Annotated in this window: 15 protein-coding genes; 7 read left to right on the plus strand and 8 right to left on the minus strand. The window is 67.7% G+C overall.

What is annotated here, in order from left to right:
- The first annotated feature begins 123 nt into the window (after positions 1-123).
- Both ACFVWG_RS22780 and ACFVWG_RS22785 read left to right on the plus strand, forming a co-directional pair.
- Positions 124-768, plus strand: a complete 645-nt coding sequence (locus tag ACFVWG_RS22780; protein WP_391545367.1) for a class I SAM-dependent methyltransferase — start codon at positions 124-126, stop codon at positions 766-768.
- Positions 769-1,389, plus strand: coding sequence for a hypothetical protein (locus ACFVWG_RS22785; protein WP_391545368.1), 621 nt, complete (start codon positions 769-771; stop codon positions 1,387-1,389).
- On the opposite strand, the gene ACFVWG_RS22790 is transcribed toward ACFVWG_RS22785, so the two are convergent.
- The 3 genes from ACFVWG_RS22790 to ACFVWG_RS22800 form a co-directional block, all read right to left on the minus strand.
- Positions 1,372-2,385 (minus strand): glycosyltransferase, encoded by a 1,014-nt coding sequence (locus tag ACFVWG_RS22790; protein WP_391545369.1) that lies wholly within the window; start codon positions 2,383-2,385, stop codon positions 1,372-1,374. The genes ACFVWG_RS22785 and ACFVWG_RS22790 overlap by 18 nt on opposite strands.
- Before the next feature lie 15 nt (positions 2,386-2,400).
- The gene (locus ACFVWG_RS22795) at positions 2,401-3,540 is read right to left on the minus strand and encodes a hypothetical protein (RefSeq protein ID WP_391545370.1); all 1,140 of its coding nucleotides are present in this window, start codon (positions 3,538-3,540) and stop codon (positions 2,401-2,403) included.
- 237 nt (positions 3,541-3,777) lie between these two features.
- Entirely contained in the window at positions 3,778-4,281 is a 504-nt protein-coding gene (locus ACFVWG_RS22800) for a MarR family winged helix-turn-helix transcriptional regulator (protein ID WP_391545371.1), read from the minus strand.
- A 40-nt stretch (positions 4,282-4,321) separates the two neighbouring features.
- Here ACFVWG_RS22800 and ACFVWG_RS22805 point away from each other — a divergent pair, with 40 nt between their 5' ends.
- The 3 genes from ACFVWG_RS22805 to ACFVWG_RS22815 all read left to right on the plus strand — a co-directional run bounded on the left by ACFVWG_RS22805 (position 4,322) and on the right by ACFVWG_RS22815 (position 6,481).
- Entirely contained in the window at positions 4,322-5,275 is a 954-nt protein-coding gene (locus ACFVWG_RS22805; protein ID WP_391545372.1) for an EamA family transporter, read from the plus strand.
- A gap of 28 nt (positions 5,276-5,303) precedes the next feature.
- Entirely contained in the window at positions 5,304-6,128 is an 825-nt protein-coding gene (locus tag ACFVWG_RS22810) for a hypothetical protein (protein WP_391545373.1), read from the plus strand.
- A 104-nt stretch (positions 6,129-6,232) separates the two neighbouring features.
- Positions 6,233-6,481, plus strand: a complete 249-nt coding sequence (locus tag ACFVWG_RS22815; RefSeq protein WP_391545374.1) for a GlsB/YeaQ/YmgE family stress response membrane protein — start codon at positions 6,233-6,235, stop codon at positions 6,479-6,481.
- Positions 6,482-6,523: 42 nt separating this feature from the next.
- On the opposite strand, the gene ACFVWG_RS22820 is transcribed toward ACFVWG_RS22815, so the two are convergent.
- On the minus strand, positions 6,524-8,890 hold the full coding sequence (locus ACFVWG_RS22820) for a glycoside hydrolase family 65 protein (protein WP_391545375.1): 2,367 nt from the start codon (positions 8,888-8,890) through the stop codon (positions 6,524-6,526).
- Positions 8,887-9,636 (minus strand): beta-phosphoglucomutase family hydrolase, encoded by a 750-nt coding sequence (locus ACFVWG_RS22825; RefSeq protein WP_391545376.1) that lies wholly within the window; start codon positions 9,634-9,636, stop codon positions 8,887-8,889. Before ACFVWG_RS22825 ends, ACFVWG_RS22820 begins: the two co-directional genes overlap by 4 nt.
- 158 nt (positions 9,637-9,794) lie before the next feature.
- Here ACFVWG_RS22825 and ACFVWG_RS22830 point away from each other — a divergent pair, with 158 nt between their 5' ends.
- A complete protein-coding gene (locus ACFVWG_RS22830; RefSeq protein ID WP_391545377.1) occupies positions 9,795-10,631 on the plus strand; it encodes a LuxR C-terminal-related transcriptional regulator in 837 nt (278 codons plus the stop codon).
- Positions 10,632-10,756: 125 nt separating this feature from the next.
- Here the strand turns inward: ACFVWG_RS22830 and ACFVWG_RS22835 are convergent, their stop codons facing one another.
- The 3 genes from ACFVWG_RS22835 to ACFVWG_RS22845 form a co-directional block, all read right to left on the minus strand.
- Positions 10,757-12,997: a discoidin domain-containing protein gene (locus ACFVWG_RS22835; RefSeq protein ID WP_391545378.1), complete on the minus strand. Its 2,241-nt coding sequence runs from the start codon at positions 12,995-12,997 to the stop codon at positions 10,757-10,759.
- Between the two features lie 145 nt (positions 12,998-13,142).
- A complete protein-coding gene (locus ACFVWG_RS22840) occupies positions 13,143-14,159 on the minus strand; it encodes a LacI family DNA-binding transcriptional regulator (RefSeq protein WP_391545379.1) in 1,017 nt (338 codons plus the stop codon).
- Between the two features lie 100 nt (positions 14,160-14,259).
- Complete coding sequence (locus ACFVWG_RS22845) at positions 14,260-16,422, minus strand: discoidin domain-containing protein (protein ID WP_391545380.1); 2,163 nt, start codon at positions 16,420-16,422, stop codon at positions 14,260-14,262.
- 290 nt (positions 16,423-16,712) lie between these two features.
- Between ACFVWG_RS22845 and ACFVWG_RS22850 the strand changes: the two genes are divergently transcribed.
- Entirely contained in the window at positions 16,713-17,663 is a 951-nt protein-coding gene (locus tag ACFVWG_RS22850; protein WP_391545381.1) for a DUF1996 domain-containing protein, read from the plus strand.
- Positions 17,664-17,674: the final 11 nt, after the last annotated feature.

Here is a 17,674-nt window from a genome sequence, read left to right on the forward strand (position 1 = left end):
GCTCGCCACGTTCGCAAAGGCTCCCCCATGATCGTCGTACTCATGGCTCGGGGCAGGCGGCCAGTAGCAGGAGCGTAACAGAGGGTCAGGTTGTTCTGGGGGTCCGTGGGTAGGGTGAAATTCGTGGATCAACTCGGAGCGAACGAGACGATCGAGCACTGGGATCGTCGGCACCGGCGGCTCGGCGCACTGCGCTCGGGCGGCGACGCCGGGTACGACGAGTTCAGCAACGAGATCTTCTACGCGGTGCGGCTCGGCCGGCTGCTCGACATCATCGGCGACCGCACCGAGTACGCGGCTCCACTGCGCATCCTCGACGCCGGCTGCGGCAAGGGCTGGTTCGCGCACTCGATGGCGCGGTTCGGGCATGCGATCGACGGGATCGACGTCAGCGAGCACGCGATCGAGCTGTGCCGTGCCGACGCGACCGGCCACAGCACCTTCCACCTGTCCGCGCTGGCCGACTGGCAACCGCCGTACCTGTACGACGTGGTCTACAGCATCGATGTGCTCTTCCACATCATGGATGACGCGCTGTGGGAGGCCTCCGTGCTCAACCTGGCTTCACTGGTCCGACTGGGCGGTCTGCTGCTCGTCGTGGACCACAAGTCCGACGTGGACCGCACCTGGTCGTTCTACCAGCGGACGCGCGCACTGCACCGGTACCAGAGCCTGCTGGAGCCAGCCGGGTTCCAGTTGGACCGCTTCGTCCCCTACGGCTTCCGTGGCGCCCCGACCGGTTTCCTCGTCCTGCAAAGGGTGTTCTGAATGCAGCTCAACGAACTCGTCCGCTCCTGGCTGCCGGAAGGCGGGACGGTCATCGACCGCACCGGCTCCGAGCACGAGTGGCCGCCGCTGATGAAGGCGGCGGACGTAGTGCCCACTCCGCCGGCTGACGACATGATGACCGCAGTGACTGTGCCCGGCTCCCCCGCCGCGGCTGGTGACCTGTCTGCGGTGCTGGCGGACGCCGTACCGGGTGAGGTCGTGCTGTTGCTGCTGCCGTGGCAGCCGCATGAGCTGCCGCTTGGTCCGGTGATCCAGGCGCTGGTGGCAGCCGGGCTGCAGGCCACCGAAGCGCATCCGCTCGCCGACACCGAGTGGGGCGTGGCTGTCATCTGCCGACGCGTCGACGACGAGGTTGGCGAGATCCACGCCTATCTCGACCGCTCGCGCTCACCGGGGCCGCTGGAGGGACGGGCGCTGTTGCGGCTGGTCGACGAGCACGTTGTCGAAGGACTGGTACGCCGTACTCAGGAACTCGCGCTCGAAGCTGTAACAGCCGAACGCGACGCACTACGGAAGCAGCTCGATGCACTACGCACAACGCCCCCCGCCGCGAGCGCGACGGAGGGCGAAGAGTTGGAGAGCTCAGACGACCTGGGGTGACTCCGCGGCCTCCGGCACCACGGGCACAGGGAGCTCGCCGGCAGCGGCCTCGATCGTCTGCGGAGCCGGCAGCCGGAGGTAGGCCAGCCGGGCCGCCTCCTGCCGGCCGCGGGTGATGGCGTCGAGCACGTAGCCGACGGCCAGCACCAGGATCGCGACGATCCCCATCGTCGAGGCCAGGATCGCGGTCGGGAACCGCGGCACCAGACCGGTGTCGACGTACTCGACGATGACCGGTACGCCGAGGATCAGCGAGACGACGCCGAAGACCGAGGCCAGGATGCCGTGGAACAGCGTCGGCCGCTCGAGCCGGGTGACGCTGAGGATCCAGCGCAGGATGCGCATGCCGTCGCGGTAGGTGCGCAGCTTGCTCTCACCACCGGTCGGACGCTCCTTGTAGCCGATCGCGAGCTCGGCCACCGGGACCCGCAGGTGCAGCGAGTGGATGGTCAGCTCGGTCTCGATCTCGAACTCCTGCGCCAGCGCCGGGAACGACTTCACGTACCGCCGGGAGAAGACCCGGTAGCCGCTGAGCATGTCGGTGATCTGGCGGCCGAACAGCGCGCCGACCGTGCCGGTGAGCACCCGGTTGCCCAGGGTGTGGCCCGGCCGGTACGCCTCCTCGTTCGTGTGCTTGCGGACGCCGACGACGTGGTCGTACGGCCCCTGCAGCAGCACCCGGACCAGATCGCCGGCGCGCGCGGCGTCGTACGTGTCGTCGCCGTCGATCAGCACGTAGACATCGGCGTCGACGTCGGAGAAGGCGCGGCGGACCACGTTGCCCTTGCCCTTGCGGGACTCGTGCCGGACGATCGCACCGGCCGCGCGGGCCAGCTCCGCGGTGTCGTCGGTCGAGTTGTTGTCGTACACATAGATGCTGGCGGTCGGCAGCGCGGCGCGCAGCTCGGTCACCACCTTGGTGACGGCGACGGCCTCGTTGTAGCACGGCACGATCACAGCGATGTCCACGCCGGCGAACTCCTGCAGGTCAGTCATGATGGCTTTCTGTGGTCAGCTCGCGCCCGGCGTGAGCCAGGTCCCGAGGACTGCGCTGGACATGGTTCCGTCGTGCACCGCACGCACGTACTCCGGGCCGCGGGCGGCGACCGCACGGGCGGCCTCCCGGTCGGCCACGATCTGTTCGACGACCTCGCCGATGGTGGTCGGGTCGGCGTGCACGATCGGCAGGTCGCGGCCGGTCACCGAGCTGACGTGCTTGCGGACGTCCTCGTCGACGTTCACCACGACCACGCGGCCGGCGGCCATCGCCTCGCACGCGGTCACGCTGTACGGGCCGAGCACGAACTGCTCGAGCACGATGTCGGCACCGGCCATCGCGGCCGGCATCTCCTCGCTCGGGATGTCGGTCAGCCGGCGGTACTCGATCAGGCCCTTGTCGTGCAGCGGCTGCATGGCCGCCTCGACGTACTCGGTGCCCTTGAAGCGCGGGTTGGTCGGTGCGTGCAGGACGATCGGACGCTCCCGCTCGAGCACCGGCTCGTCGTTGGCCCAGCGGTCCGGCTCGATGACGACCGGCAGCCACTGCGCACCCGGTACGTCGACCAGCAGATCCGGAGTGGACACGAAGGTCGGACCGTCGAAGGTGTTGAACAGCAGGCCCTCACGCTTGGCCTGAGCCTCCAGCCGGACGAAGAAGTCGTCCCGCTCCAGGAACGGCGACCACTGGTGCGTCTCGGCGTGCCTGCTCGGCAGGCGGACGTCAGAACCGTGGGCGACCAGGCCGACGTTGACTCCGGCCTCCTTGAGCGTCTTCACGTCGCCGACGGCGTTGCGGGCGAAGCGGGTCCCGAAGACCGGGCGACCGGCCTCGATCAGCACGTGGGTGTAGTTGCCTCCGGTCAGGTACTCGACCTGACGGTCCTGCCAGACGCGGTCGTCGAGCAGCTCGCGCTCCACCTCGATGTCGGCCGGGAACCGGTACGCACCACCGGCGTACTGCATGTTGGTCGCCTTGACCCCCGGCAGGTGCGCCTCGGCCGCCCGGGCCCAGGTGGTGCCCTGGCCGGCGAAGTTGGCCGGGCCGACGAACAACCGGACCTCCGACTTCGGTGGCTCGGGAATCGACGGCAGGGCTGCCTCCCGGCGCTTGCGGTCGACGTTCGCGGCCAGTGTCTTGCCACCTTCGGTCACGGCACGCTTCCCCCGCCCGAGGAACCTGCGTGCCGGGCCCGGAAGCATCGCGAGCACACGAGCGCGCATCGACCTGCGCCCGGGAGTAACAGTGGAACCCATGTGTGGTGCTGACCTTCCTGGTTTGCTGCGTGTGCGCCACCCAGGAGGTTACCGGGTGCCGAGGCCCTTACCGGACCGGAATGCCGTGACGCAATGTCATGCCACGGTCAAGATTTCAGGAGACCGCCGGCACGCCTATTGTGCCGTGCCCTCGATCCGGGCCAGCCACGTGGCCAGGATCTCCTCCAGCCGAGCGGCCTCATCGGGCCGTAAAACGCCGAGCAGGCGCTTTTCGTTGTCCATGTGCGCAGCGAACGCACGGTCGATCAATCGGCGGCCCGCAGCGGTCAGCCGGACCACTCGCCCGCGCCCGTCGGCGGCACTGCGGTGCCGCACGACCAGTCCGGCCGATTCCAGCCGGTCCACGCGTTTGCTGACCGCGCCGGTCGTCACCATCGTGTGTACGGCGATCTCTCCTGGCGCTCGCTCGTACGGCGCTCCGGCGCGGCGCAGCGCCGCCAGCACGTCGAACTCGCCCTCGGTGAGGCCGAACCGCGAGTAGAGCAGCGTCAGCTCACCGGTCAGGTGCGCACCGATCCGGTGCAGCCGGCCGATCACCGCCTGTGGGCTGGTGTCGACGTCCGGCCGCTCGATCCGCCACTCCGCCTGGATCCGGGCGACATGGTCCTGGTCAGTCACGACAGCGACTATATCTTCCCGGGAAGATATAGTGTCTTCCATGGAAAATACCTACCGGTGGGCACTCGTGACCGCGATCGCACCGGTGGCGTGGGGGACGAACTACTTCGTCACTCACGAGTACCTCCCGGCCGGATATCCCTTGTACGGCGCTGTGTTCCGCGCACTGCCCGCAGGACTGCTCCTGCTTGCCATAGCTCGTCGGCTCCCGCACGGCGTGTGGTGGTGGCGCTCATTGCTGCTGGGCGTGTGCAACATGGGCGCGTTCTTCGCGCTGATCTATCTGGCCGCACAGCTGCTCCCGGTTAGTCTGGCGGCCACAATCATGTCTGCAGCACCAATGACCATGGCGCTGTTCGCATGGGCGCTACTGTCCGAGCGGCCAACTGCAAGTGTGCTGGTCGGCGCTGCAGGCGGCTTCGGCGGTGTCTGTCTACTACTGGGCGGCGGTGCGTCGTCCGTGAACCTGCGCGGAGTGGCAGCTTCGGTGGCCGCGCTGACCATGTCGTCCTGCGGCTATGTGCTGGCCAAGAAGTGGGGTCGCGCCGACGGTCCCCTTGCCACCACCTCCTGGCAGCTGATCGCCGGCGGGCTGGTTCTCATCCCGTTCGCGCTGATCTTCGAAGGCGGCCCACCTGCCCTCGATCTGCCGGCAGTCGCCGGTTTCGCGTACGTCGGCCTAGTGGCGACCGCACTGGCCTTCACTGCCTGGTTCACCGGCCTCCGCCACCTCAGCGCGGCCGCTGTCGGTCTGATCGGACTACTGAACCCAGTCACCGGCGTACTGCTCGGTTTGATCGCCTCGGGCGAGTCCCTGTCCACCCGTCAGGCCCTCGGTCTCTCTCTGGTTTTTGCAGGCATTGCCCTCGGACCGGTGAGCGGCGTTGTCTCGGGCTGGAGCACAGTGCGACACTGGGGTGTGAACCGGGCAGGTGGGGACCTAGTGAGTCCGGTTGCACGATTCAGGGGGAGACAACGTGGAGGCGGGACGTAGTCGGGCAGTCGTGCCCACAGTGCTTGCAGTGACGCTCATGGCACTCGGCGTCGCCGGGTGCTCCAGCGCAGTCGGTTCGGAGTACGTCGGCAGCGACGTACCGACCGCACCGGTGCCGAAGACCAGCAAGAAGCCGACGGCTTCCCCGAGGGCGGCGGCCGACTGTACGAAGTCGACTCTGCGGCTTCCGGCCGCCACCGCGGTGGACGGTATCCGGCTGGAGGCGGCGACGGACAGCTCCCGGACCACGCTGCTGCTCAAGAACACCGGGAACCTCGCGGTGATCGTCGTACCGGATGCGAAGTGGAGCACGCGGGCGCTGCCCGCACCGTTCGCCAGCCCGTCCGACACCGCCAGCAAGACTGCTCTGAACGCAGTCGCGAACAGCGGCATCCTGTCGCCCCTGAATGCGCTGCCGGGCCACGTTCCCGCCTCCCAGGCACTCATCGTGCCGCCGGGCTGGGCGGTCTGCGGCCTGACCGACAGCGTCGGCGAGGTGGCCGGTCTGCGCTATCTGCGGGAGCAGACCGCCAGTGCGGAGTACTTCGTCCTGAAGGCGCTGGCCGATCAGGCCGTCGCGGTGAAGACGCCGGCACCGAAGACGTTCTACACAGGTCTGCTGCGCTGCGGGAAGGCCACCCGGCTGCTACTCAAGGAGCGAGTGGACCTGCAGGACATCGAGTTCTACGCCGAGCTGCTCAGGACCGGCAGTCCGTGCCAGCTGGCCTTCGAGACGCTGATGCCGAGCAAAGCCGCTGCGGAGCGGGCGATGGCGCAGGCGCTGAGCCGACTGGAGCGGGTGCCGCATCTGCAGGAGAACACCCTGCTGTTCGACGCTCAAGCCATTACCTGATCCCAGGGTGGTCTCCGGGGGCGATCAGGGTGATCTCCACCTGTGCGGCGACTTCCGAGCCGCCACACTGGTCTTAGACCAGTACACACTCGGAGGAAAAGCACATGATCGGCTTCATCGTCGCGGGACTCATCATCGGGGCGCTGGCGCGGCTCTTCACCCCCGGCAAGCAGCGCCTCGGCCTGTTCGCCACCTTGCTGCTCGGCCTGGCGGGTTCCGTCATCGGCGGCACGATCGCGAACCTGCTCGGCACCGGTGGCATCTTCGAGCTCAACGTCCTCGGCTTCATCGTCGCGGTGATCGCCTCGGTGATGCTGGTCGGCACCGCCGAGAAGCTCGCCGCCAAGAACTAGCCTGAACACCTTCCCCGCCCCACCACCCCGATCTCTAAAGGCTCACCGATCCTCGCCCGCGAAGGCCGGGCGAGGCTCGCGGCCGACCGGCTGGGTCGGCCGGCCGAGGATCGGCACCCGCTTGGTCAGACGCCGGGTGACCGGCGTACCGGCCGTGACCGTGAGCTCCTCTCCCGCGTGCTGGAAGGTGATGCTGGCGTCCACGCCGTCGCGCACCGTGTAGGTGACCGACCCTGCGTCGATGTCCACCGTCAGCCGCACGCCACGCCACCGGATCGAGAAGCACAGCTTCGTCAGGCCCTGTGGCAGCGCTGGATCGAAGGCCAGGACGCCACCGGTGTCCCGCAGCCCACCGAACCCGGCGACCAGCGCGGTCCAGGCGCCGGCCAGGGACGCCATGTGCAGTCCGTCGCCGGTGTTGTTGTGCAGGTTCCTCATGTCGATCAGCGCGGCCTCGTAGGCATAGTCGTAGGCCAGGTCCAGCTGACCGACCTCGGCCGCCATCACCGCCTGCACACACGCCGACAGCGACGAGTCCCGCACGGTGATCCGTTCGTAGTACTCGAAGTTGCGCGCCTTCTCCTCAGCCGTGAAGGCGTCACCGCACCAGTACGTCGCCAGGATCAGGTCGGCCTGCTTGACCACCTGCATCCGGTAGAGCTGGAAGTACGGCGCGTGCAGTAGCAGCGGGTACTTCGCCTTGTAACCCTCGAAGTCCCAGACGGCATAACCCGTGAAGCCCTCGGACTGCGGGTGCACACCGAGCGCCTCGTCGTACGGGATGTAGACAGCCGCTGCGGCGTCGCGCCAGGTCGCCTCTTCCTCGCTGTCAACGCCGAGCGTGCGAGCCACCCCTGGGAACCGTGCGGACAGCTCAGCCGCCGCCGTCAGGTTCCGCGCGGCCATCAGGTTGGTGAAGACGTTGTCGTCGGCGACCGCGCTGTACTCGTCCGGTCCGGTCACACCGGGCAGATGCCATCGCCCATGGGTGTCGTGGTGCCCCAGTGAGGCCCAGAGCCGGGCAGTCTCGACCAGGAGCTCCAGACCGACCTCTTCGATGAACTGGTCGTCGCCAGTGGCCCGGTGGTACCGCATCACGGCTTCGGCAATGTCAGCGTTGATGTGGAAGGCCGCCGTACCGGCTGGCCAGTAGCCAGAGCATTCCTGACCACGGATGGTTCGCCAGGGGAATGCCGAGCCGCGCAGACCCAGTACGTCGGCGCGCTCCTTGGCCATACTCAGTGTCGTGTGACGCCAGCGCAGGGCATCTGCGGCCGCATCCGGCATCGTGTAGGTCAGCACCGGCAGCACAAAGCCTTCGGTGTCCCAGAAGGTATGGCCGTCGTACCCAGCACCGGTCAGTCCCTTGGAAGGGATCGCCCGCCGCTCTGCCCGAGCACCTGCTTGCAGGACGTGGAACAGCGCGAAACGCACGGCCTGCTGCAGCTCCGGGTCGCCCTGGACCTCGACGTCGGCGCCGTCCCAGAAGTCGTCCAGGAACTCGGCCTGCTGCTTCACCAGACCGTCCCAGCCCGAGAAGCGCGCACTGGACAGTCCAGCAGCCACCTGGTCCCGGATCGCGGTTTCTGATCGCAGACTCGACCAGCCGTAGGACAGGTATTTCACCACGCGCAGCGTCTCGCCCGGCTGGAGCTGACAGATCACAGTGGTCCGCGCCCAGTCCTCCCGGACGTCCTGGTGCATCTCGAACCGGGTGGGTGCCTCCACCTCGTGCGTCATCGCCGCACCCATCAACTGCCGGCTGTGCGTGGTCCGGTGAATCAGTACGACGCCGTTCTCGCCACCGTCGTGGCTGACCGGCTTGAGCGGGTTGTCCAGCACCGCTGCCACGCGGGGGTCGTCGGACAGCGTCGGCTGCGCCTCGTTGGCCACCAGCTCGGACTGGATCACGAACCGAGCCGGCTGGTCGACCGCCTCCACGGTGTACTCGATCGCTGCGACCGCACGCTGCGTCAGCGACACCAGCCGCCGGCTGCGCACCCGGATGCGTTTGCCTGCCGGTGACGTCCAGTCGACGTCGCGCTCCAGCAGACCGGTCCGGAAGTCCAGTGACCGCTCGTGCCTGGTCAGGAATCCATAGCGAACGTCGAACGGCGAGTCGTCGACCAGCAGCCGGATCAGCTTGCCGTTGGTCACGTCGACCAGCGTCTGGCCGGACTCCGGGTAGCCATAGCCCGCTTCGGCGTACGGAAGTGGGCGTGCCTCGTAGAACGAGTTCAGATAGGTACCGGGGATCGCATACGGCTCTCCCTCGTCCAGATTGCCTCGCAGACCGATGTGCCCGTTGGAGAGCGCGAACAGCGACTCCGACTGCGCAAGGTCGTCCAGCCCGAGCCGGGTCTCCCGCAATCGCCATGGCTCGACTGGGTGCTGTCCGCGGTCGATCATCGGTCTCCCCCGTCCAGCAGCTCGGCCAGATCCTGTACGACGACATCCGCGCCGTGGGCGGCGAGCTCAGCAGCCTGGCCGACACGGTCCACGCCCACCACTCGCCCGAAGCCGCCGGCATGCCCGGCCGCGACACCGGCCAGTGCGTCCTCGAACACCGCCGCCTGGGACGGGTCGACCCCGAACCGCTTGGCCGCGGCCAGGAACGTGTCCGGCGCCGGCTTGCCCTTCAGACCATCGGTCCGGATCGTCACGCCGTCCACGATCTCCTCGACGTACTGGGCGAGGCCGGTGACGTCGAGCACCTCCCGGGTATTCGCACTCGACGAGACGACCGCACGCCGCAGTCCGGCCTGTTCAGCCGCCTGCAGGTACCGCCGGGACCCCTCGAACACGTGCACGCCCTCGGTACGGATGCGCTGCTGCACTGCCTCGTTCTTGCGGTTGCCGAGCCCATTGACCGTCTCGACGGTCGGTGGGTCGTCGGGCGTTCCCTCCGGCAGGGTGATGCCCCGCGAGGTCAGGAAGTCGCGGACGCCGTCCATCCGCGGTTTGCCGTCGACATAGTCGTCGTACTCGGCCCGTGCGTCGAACGGCCGGTATTCGACACCATGACGTTCCGAGTAGCTCTTGAGGAACTGGTCGAACATCTCTTTCCAGGCAGCGGCGTGCACGGCCGCGGTATCGGTGAGCACTCCGTCCAGATCGAACAGACAGACCCGGATCCCCGTCGGCAGTCCCAGCATCTGCACCCTCTCGCGTCGTGGGCGTTCACTGCACAGTAGACAACTGCCACAGTAGCCAGACGATTGCTGCGGACACGCCATTCCCGCCATGACGGCCCGGTTACGTGAGAACATGACGGGCGGCTGGGGGGCCGTTCAGCATTCACGGGGTGGTAGAGATGCGCCAGATCAGCATGCACAACACGATGCACCGGCGGGGCGCCACGACGTTCAGCAGGCAGGAGGTCCTGGACGCGTCGCTGCGGCTCCAGGTCGTCCGGGCCCGGTTCTGCGACGATCTGCTCGCCCGGCGTCCCTGTGACGCCGAGGTGTTCGTCGTCTCGGACCGCTTCGCGCTGCGTGACTGGCTCGAGGAACACTGCGGGCGGGCCGGAGAGCTCACCGCGGTGACCTGGACCCGGCACCAGACCGTCGAGTCGTTCGCTCCCAGCGACCGCTGCAACCGGGAGCTGGTCGAGTCGGGCGTGCGGATGACGAGCTTCTTCGACATCAGCGAGGGCTCGCCGACCGTCACCGACTTCATCGTCGCTGCCGACGACATGCCCTACCACGTGGCCTTCGGGCCGATCCAGCTCAAACTGCTGGACGGTGAGCGCGTGATCGTCGAGGGCCCGGTCCTGGACGACCGGCGGAGCCTGATGATGATTCACGGCACCGAGGCCGTCAACGCAGCCAAGCAGTACCTGCAGGCGGTCCGGCGCGGCGCGGTCCGGGCCGCCGAGCTCCGCCAGCACTACACCGCCGGTCTGACGCCTCGCCAGCACGTCATCGCCGCACTGCTGGGCGACGGCTGCACCGACGAGGACATCGCTGAGCGGCTGACGTTGAGCGTCCGCACTGTGCGCTACGAGGTGGCCAAGCTGATGGACGTGCTCGAGGTGAAGACCCGCTTCGCCGCCGGCGTCCGCTACGCCGAGGCCGACACCCCGGATCGGCACCAGATTGCAGGAACCTGCAACGCAATCGACCACTGTGGTGGCATGCACGCACGCTGACGCCATGCGAACGATGAGTGGCGACGGATCTCCGGCCTTCAGGTCAACACCCTTGCGCAGGTGGTACCCGAGACTGTGACAGGCGAGTACGGCGCCGGGACAACGCCGTACTCGCCTGTGTCACCTCAGGGGTAGCTAGGTAGGTAGCGCTGCTGGTTGGCGGTGTTCGCGGTACCGCCGGTGTTGTTGATGACGTTGGAGATCGTGCCGACGCCGCCGAGTGACACCGAGACCAGGTCGTGGAAGCGCACTCCCGGTGTGTCCGGGACCTCGAACGAGCGCGACGCCACGATGGAGTTGTTCGGGCTGAAGAAGCAGTAGCTGCCCACTCCCCACGCCTCGTGGGTTGTCACGCTGTTCGCGACCTTGTACGCCGCCCAGCCCTGAGTACCGCCGCCACTCGACCACGACGCCTGGTCGGGAACGTCGTACGGCATCTCGTTCTGGTAGAAGTACGTGCGACCGCCGTTGCCGTTCCACAGCGTCTCGTACTGCTGGTAGTGCTCGACGAACAGGCCGTACATGGTGACGTTGTTGCCGTTGACAACGAGTCCGTTCGCGGCGGTGTTGACGTTCCAGCCGACGCCGTCGCCGTGATCACCGCGCCACAGCCAGAGGTGGTCGCCGATCACGTCGCTGCTGTTCACCTGCAAGCTGACACTCGCCTTGCCGAGGTGCGCACCGCCGACGCGGAAGAACACATCGTGCAGGGAGGTCGGGTTCGCCGCGTGGCTCGCGGTCGAGCCGGCCGCACCGATCTCGACCAGGGACGGCGAGTTCACCGAGCCTGCGTCGATGAGCATCCCAGCGAGCTTGACGCCGTCCACGTCGGCGACGCTGATCGCCGCCTTGCCCGTGTCGGGGATCAGCGTGGCCAGACCGAGCCCCAGTACGACGGTGTTGGGCCGGGTGACCCGGATCGTGTCGTTGAGGTGGTACACGCCGGGGGTGATCAGCAGATGCTTGCCTGCAGCAAGGGCCGCGTTGATCGTGTCGGCGGAGTCGCCCGGCTTGACGATGGAGAAGTCGGCCAGGCTGATCGACGATCCGGCGGCCGGTCCCTGCGACCAGCTGGTGCCGGCCGAGTTGGTGCGCACCGCCGGGACGAACACGTTGTAGTTGCCAGCAGCATCGAAGTAGAGGAACGGCTTCTCCCGGACCTTCGGGGTCTGGCCGACCACCGTGTGCGCCGGGTCCGGGAAGTGCTGCGGCGGGGCGCCGTTCGTCCCGACGAAGACCATGTTCCAGACCGAACCGGCCCAACTGCCGAACTCGGAGTTCCGCGAGAACCACTGCTGCTGCGAGCCCGAGACGACGCGACCGTCGATCTTGCTGTCCGCGAACAGTCCGCCGCTCGCCCAGCCGTCACCGCCGTTCCACAGCTGGACCTCCGGCGCACCCTTCAGATGCATCCGCCGGTACGGCGCTGCCTGGGACACCGCCCAGCGCTCGATCTGACCGGCCGGCGTGGTGACCGAGAGGTTCTCGGCGGACCGCCAGAAGTTCTGCGTGGCATTGCCCTTGTTGTTCGGGTTGTCACCCTGCTGAAGCCAGTCGGCCTCGACCCTGACATGGCCGTTGAGGTTCACATCGTCCGGCGACAGCCCGAGCCCCGCGACCTGCGTGTAGAAACCGAGGTTCACGTCGGCCGTGTAGGTGCCCGGCTTCCACACGACGGCGTACCGCTGGGTGCCGAACTGGTTGGTGTGCATCTCGGTGGCGATCTGGTTCAGCTTGTTCTGCATGTCCGGCTGCGAGCTGCCCGGTCCGTAGACGAAGACGTTCGGCCCGAAGTCGGGATTGCGCGGATCGGTCGGTGGGATCACCGGACCGGTGCCGTCGCTCGTGCGCACTGCCACCTCCCAAAGTGAGTACCCGTAGCCAGTGGCGCGCTGTGTGCCGGTGATCCGCAGGTAGCGCCCGCTCCCGGTGACATCGAGCGTCTGCGCACTTCCGGTCCCGGTCGTGGTCGAGTAGATCTGGGACCAGGCAGTGGCGTTGTCGGAGACCTCGATCCGGAACGCTTTTCCGTACGCCGTCTCCCAGGTCAGCGCGACCTGGCAGATGCTGAGCTTCGATCCGAGGTCGATCTGCAACCACTGCGGATCCGAGAAAGCGCTCCCCCAGCGCGTTCCCGGGTTCCCGTCGACCGCGGCCGACGCCGGTACGCCGGCGTTCTCGACCGATGACGCGGTCGCGGGGCGGTTCAGGGCGGCGTTCGCCGTACCGCAGGCGGCCAGCCGATCTTGTTGCCGGGACCCGGCCGCGGCGTCACCAGCGCCGAGACCGGCCGCCACCAGGGCGAGGGCAGTAAGGCTCTGAAGAACGAGCAGAGAACGCGCACGCAGGCGCGACGACACATCCATGGCGACACCAATCAGAAGGGCGGAAAGGTCCGAGAGAGCGCTCTCTCAGAGAGTGGCCGCGCCCCGGTTCGCTGTCAAGGGAACGTTCCCCCAGCCTGGTTCCGGAACTTCCGGTGGGCGCCGGGCGCGGCTGGACGGGCTAGAGCTAGGCAGACTCGCGACGGATCAGCTCGGGCTGGAAGACGACCGACGCGGGCGGCACGTCCGGGGTCGCGATCCGGTCGAGCAGCATCGCGGTCATGGTGGCGGCCATCTCCTCGACCGGCTGCGAGATCGTGGTCAGCCGCGGGCGCGACATCCGGCTCGGCTCGCTGTCGTCGAAGCCGATCAATGCGACCTCACCCGGTACGTCGCGACCACGGTCGCGCAACGCCCGCAGCGCACCGACCGCCATCAGATCATTGGCGGCGAAGACTCCATCCACGCCGGGCATCGCGGTCAGCAGCTCGATCATCGCCTGCTCACCGCTGTCGGCGGTGAAGTTGCCATGGGCAACTTGTACGTACGGGACACCGTGCCGCTCCATCGCGCGCTGGAAACCGGCGAGCCGGCTGTTCGCGGCGGGCAGGTCGGCGGGACCGGCGATCGTGGCAACCTGCCGGCAGCCTCGCTCGGCCAGGTGGGCGGCCGCCAGGGCGGCGCCGGCCTCGTGATCCAGGTCGACGAAGCTGATCGGCACCGGGTCGGAAGGACGGGCAAAGAGCACGGCCGGGACACCGGCGTCGACGAACAGCCGCGGCAGCGGGTCACCCGGATGGGTCGAGACCAGGATGGCTCCCTCGGCGTTTCCGCGCCGGACGAAGTCGAGTGCCTCCTGCCGGGCTTCATCGGAATCGGCCAGCAGCAGGGTCGGATGCATCGCCCGCTCACGCAGGTAGGTCACGACGCCACCGGTGATCCGCCCGAAGAACGGGTCCCCGAAAGCCTCGGCGGCCGAACCGTCGGAGCCGGACATGACCAGCGCCACGATCCCGGTCCGCCGGTTGACGAGCGTCCGGGCCGCGGCGTTCGGGACGTAGCCGGTGGCGGCGATCGCGTCGAGCACGCGCCGACGGATCTCCTCGTCCACTGTGGCTTTGCGGTTCACCACCCGGGACACGGTGGCGCGCGAAACGTCTGCAGCCTTGGCCACGTCTTCCAAGGTCACGGTCCGTCGGGTCATGGCATCGGATGGTATCCGGGACACGCGCTTCCCCCTCAAAAGTTATCCACAGGGTACGGCGGCCCCAGGTGGTAGGCCGCCGTACCGGTCTGTGGGGATATCAGCGTTTGTAGATCCCGAACTCGTAGAGCGAATACCCGTACGCCGAGCCGCGCGCGGTACCGGTCAGCCGGACGTAGCGCCCGGTCCCGCCGGTGGTGATGTCATCGACGTCGCCGTTGCCGGCAGAGGTGTTGTAGAGCGCTCTCCAGGCGCTCCCGTCATCGGAGACCTCAACCCGGTACTCGCGGGCAAACGCTCCCTCCCAGATCAGCTGGATCCGGTCGAACGACTGCACCGAACCGAGATCGACCTGCACCCACTGCGGATCCGACCAGTCGCTCGCCCAGCGCGTCGCGTTGTTCCCGTCCGTCACGTTCGACGGCGGGTACGGCGCTCCGTTCCCGGTCTGCTGGTACGACGATGCTGTCGCCGGCTTGCCGCGGGCGATGTTCGTGCCGTCGACCGGCGGAGCCACCACCCGGAAGGATCGCGTCTCGATACTGACGTTCCCCTTGCCGTCCCGGACGTAGTCGTACAGCTTCCAGACGCCGAGCCGCTGCGGCACCGTGACCGTGAACGGACCGTTCCCGCTCGACGGTGTCGTGACCAGAGCCCCGCTCCCGTCGATGTACTTCCCGCCCACCTTGAACTCGTGAGAGAGCGCATCCCCGTTGGGATCAGTGACCGCGACGTTGACCGAGATCGTGCCGCCGGCCGGTACGTCGGTGGTCCGGCTCAGCGTCATGTTCGTGATCACCGGAGACGTGTTGCCACCACCCGGACCGCCGAACGCCTGCCGAATCGCGTACCAGGCAAGGCTTTTCTCGTTGCCAGGCGTGATGTTGAACCAGACCGCACCGAAGTCGTTCTCGCTGCCGTAGTGGAACAGCGTCGCCCCCAGCGCAACACCGGTGTGGCCGATGATGCAGTTCCAGGCCTGCGTGTATCCGTCGCGCTTCTGCAGGTCGGTCGGCTGGTTCGGTACGCCGTTCGCGTCGTTCGGCACCTCCCACTCACCGGCAGGTCCACCCTCGGTGAGGATGTACGGCTTGTTGTAGCCACCGTTGATCCAGTCCTGCTTGACCTGGCAGACGTGGCCGTAGGAGTTGACCGCCATCAGGTCGAGGTCCGGCGAGTACTGCTTGTAGTACGGCCAAGCGCCCGTCCAGGCATCGGTCGAGGTGACCGGGTGGTTCGGGTCGATCGCGTGGATCGCCTTGGCCGCATCGTTGACGAACGTCGCGTACGCGATCCGCTGGTTCTCGAGCTCGGTGCCCGAGTAGCAGTTCTGCAGGCCGAGTACAGATTCGTTGCCGACGTTCCAGATCAGAACGCCCGCGTTGTCCTTGTACTCCGTCGTCCAGCGGCGGATCTCACCGAGCATCGTGGTCTTGTAGTTGGCGTCCGTCACGTAGTTCACGCAACCGCCACTGCCGGGACCGCCGCCGGGCTGGAGCCAGTAGCCGGCGACGACGCGCATGCCGTTCGCGGCAGCCGCGTCGAACAAGGCCTTCGAAGTTCCGTCGGTGCCCCAGGTGCGGACCGTGTTGACGCCGATCGCCTTCAGCTCCGGCAGCCGCTGGGCGGCCTCGCTCGTCGGCGGTCCCCAGGTCAGGCCCTTCACGACCCACGGGGTGTTGTTCACCAACAACTGCCAGTTCCCCTGGGTGCCTGCGATCCGGACGGTTCCGGATCCTTGCGGCGGCCCGCTGTCGCCCGGCGTACCGAAGACCTTGAACTCGAACAGGGAAACGCCGTACCCGTTGGCGCGGGTCGTGGCGAAGATCCGGACGTAGCGACCGCTGCCGCTCATGTTCAGCGTCTCGGTGCCGCCGTGGCCGGTGGTCGTGCTGTAGATCGGGTTCCATTGCTGGCCGTCGGCCGAGACCTCGATGCGGTAGCCGGTCGCGTACGCCGCCTCCCACTGGAGGACGACCTGCTCGACTGTCGCGGTCGCGCCGAGATCGACCTGCAGCCACTGGTTGTCGGCCCACGTGCTCGACCATCGGGTGTTCGCGTCCCCGTCGACGGCGGCGGACGGCGGCGTACCGGCTCCTTCGGAGGTCGACGCGGTCGCTGACTTGCCTTGGGACAACAGGGTCGCGGCCTGCGCCGGGACGGTCGACACCACCAGGTTGCCGAGCGCCACCAAGGCCACCGCGATCAGGGCGGCGGTCGTACGGCGGCGTCGGCGGGCACGGAGAGCGGGCAAAAGGTTCATCGGGCGGACTCCTTGTGCGGGAGAGCTCCTGGACGGGAGAGAGGGTGAGAGAGCGCTCTCTCGCGGACCGATGGTTGCCCGCCCCCGGACGGCTTGTCAATGCCTCGGAACGCCGGATTCACGCTCAGCGTGGTTCCGGAACTACGGAGGGTTGACAGTATTGGAGGGCAGGATCATGGTGTTCCAGAGAGCGCTCTCCCGCGATCCGTCCGACCGCGGGCCACCCCGATCACCCTGCCGTCCCTGACCCGATCGCCGCCCCGCGGAATCCCCCGAAACGGAGGAGCTCCGTGTTCTCTCGAAGGAAATCTGCACTGACCTGGAAGACAAGGGTCGCCGCCGGCGGCACCGCACTAGGTGTCGTCGCGGCCGTCCTGACCGCCCTCGCCGGTTCGCCGGCCCAAGCCGACGACCTGGTCACGCACCACGAGTTCCAGGTCAACTGCACCGTCCACCACCGCGCGACCGACGACCCGATCGTGTTCCCGAACATGCCGGGCGCGTCCCACGAGCACAGCTTCGTGGGCAACACCACCACCAATGCCGCCACCACACTGAACAGCCTGAACGCGGCCGGGCCGTACGCGACCACCTGCCTGAATCCCGACGACCTGTCGGCGTACTGGTGGCCGACGATGTTCCGCGGCAACGACCCGATCATCCAGACCTGGGCCCAGACCATCTACTACAAGTCCGGGATCCTCGACTACACGAAGGTCCGGCCGTTCCCGCCGGGACTCCGGTACGTCGTCGGCAGCCCGACCGCGACCCTGGACGCGTTCCGCACGTCACCAGGTGCGGTCGAAGGCTGGGAGTGCGGTGACAGCTCGCACAACTGGGACTTCCCGGCCAGTTGCCCGGCGGGTACCCAGCTGAACATCCGGTACCAGGCACCGAGCTGCTGGAACGGCCGCGACCTGGACTCCGCCGACCACAAGAGCCACATGGCCTACCCGGTCAACGGCGTCTGCCCGGCCTCGCACCCCAACCCGGTGCCGATGCTGGAGTTCAAGATCGCGTTCCCTGCCGACGGTGACGAGTCCGCCATCCGGCTGGCCAGTGGACGTGGGTACTCCTGGCACTACGACTTCTTCAACGCGTGGGACGTGCCGACGCTGGCGGCCCTGGTGAGCCACTGCATCAACGGTGGTCTGCAATGCAACTCGCGCGGCTTCGACCTCTACAAGCCCGACCGCGGTCAGGTCCTCGGCGACAACTACCGGTTGCCCGGACGCCCCTGACCTCTTGAACC

Origin of the sequence: Kribbella sp. NPDC058245, assembly GCF_042882005.1 — a bacterium.
In the GTDB taxonomy this organism is placed as follows: Bacteria; Actinomycetota; Actinomycetes; order Propionibacteriales; family Kribbellaceae; genus Kribbella.

Coding starts and splice junctions, on each gene's coding strand:
- ACFVWG_RS22785 (WP_391545368.1), top strand. CDS start 769: ATGCAGCTCAACGAACTCGTCCGCTCCTGGCTGCCGGAAGGCGGGACG.
- ACFVWG_RS22790 (WP_391545369.1), bottom strand. CDS start 2,385: ATGACTGACCTGCAGGAGTTCGCCGGCGTGGACATCGCTGTGATCGTG.
- ACFVWG_RS22805 (WP_391545372.1), top strand. CDS start 4,322: ATGGAAAATACCTACCGGTGGGCACTCGTGACCGCGATCGCACCGGTG.
- ACFVWG_RS22815 (WP_391545374.1), top strand. CDS start 6,233: ATGATCGGCTTCATCGTCGCGGGACTCATCATCGGGGCGCTGGCGCGG.
- ACFVWG_RS22820 (WP_391545375.1), bottom strand. CDS start 8,890: ATGATCGACCGCGGACAGCACCCAGTCGAGCCATGGCGATTGCGGGAG.
- ACFVWG_RS22825 (WP_391545376.1), bottom strand. CDS start 9,636: ATGCTGGGACTGCCGACGGGGATCCGGGTCTGTCTGTTCGATCTGGAC.
- ACFVWG_RS22830 (WP_391545377.1), top strand. CDS start 9,795: ATGCGCCAGATCAGCATGCACAACACGATGCACCGGCGGGGCGCCACG.
- ACFVWG_RS22835 (WP_391545378.1), bottom strand. CDS start 12,997: ATGGATGTGTCGTCGCGCCTGCGTGCGCGTTCTCTGCTCGTTCTTCAG.
- ACFVWG_RS22840 (WP_391545379.1), bottom strand. CDS start 14,159: ATGACCCGACGGACCGTGACCTTGGAAGACGTGGCCAAGGCTGCAGAC.
- ACFVWG_RS22845 (WP_391545380.1), bottom strand. CDS start 16,422: ATGAACCTTTTGCCCGCTCTCCGTGCCCGCCGACGCCGCCGTACGACC.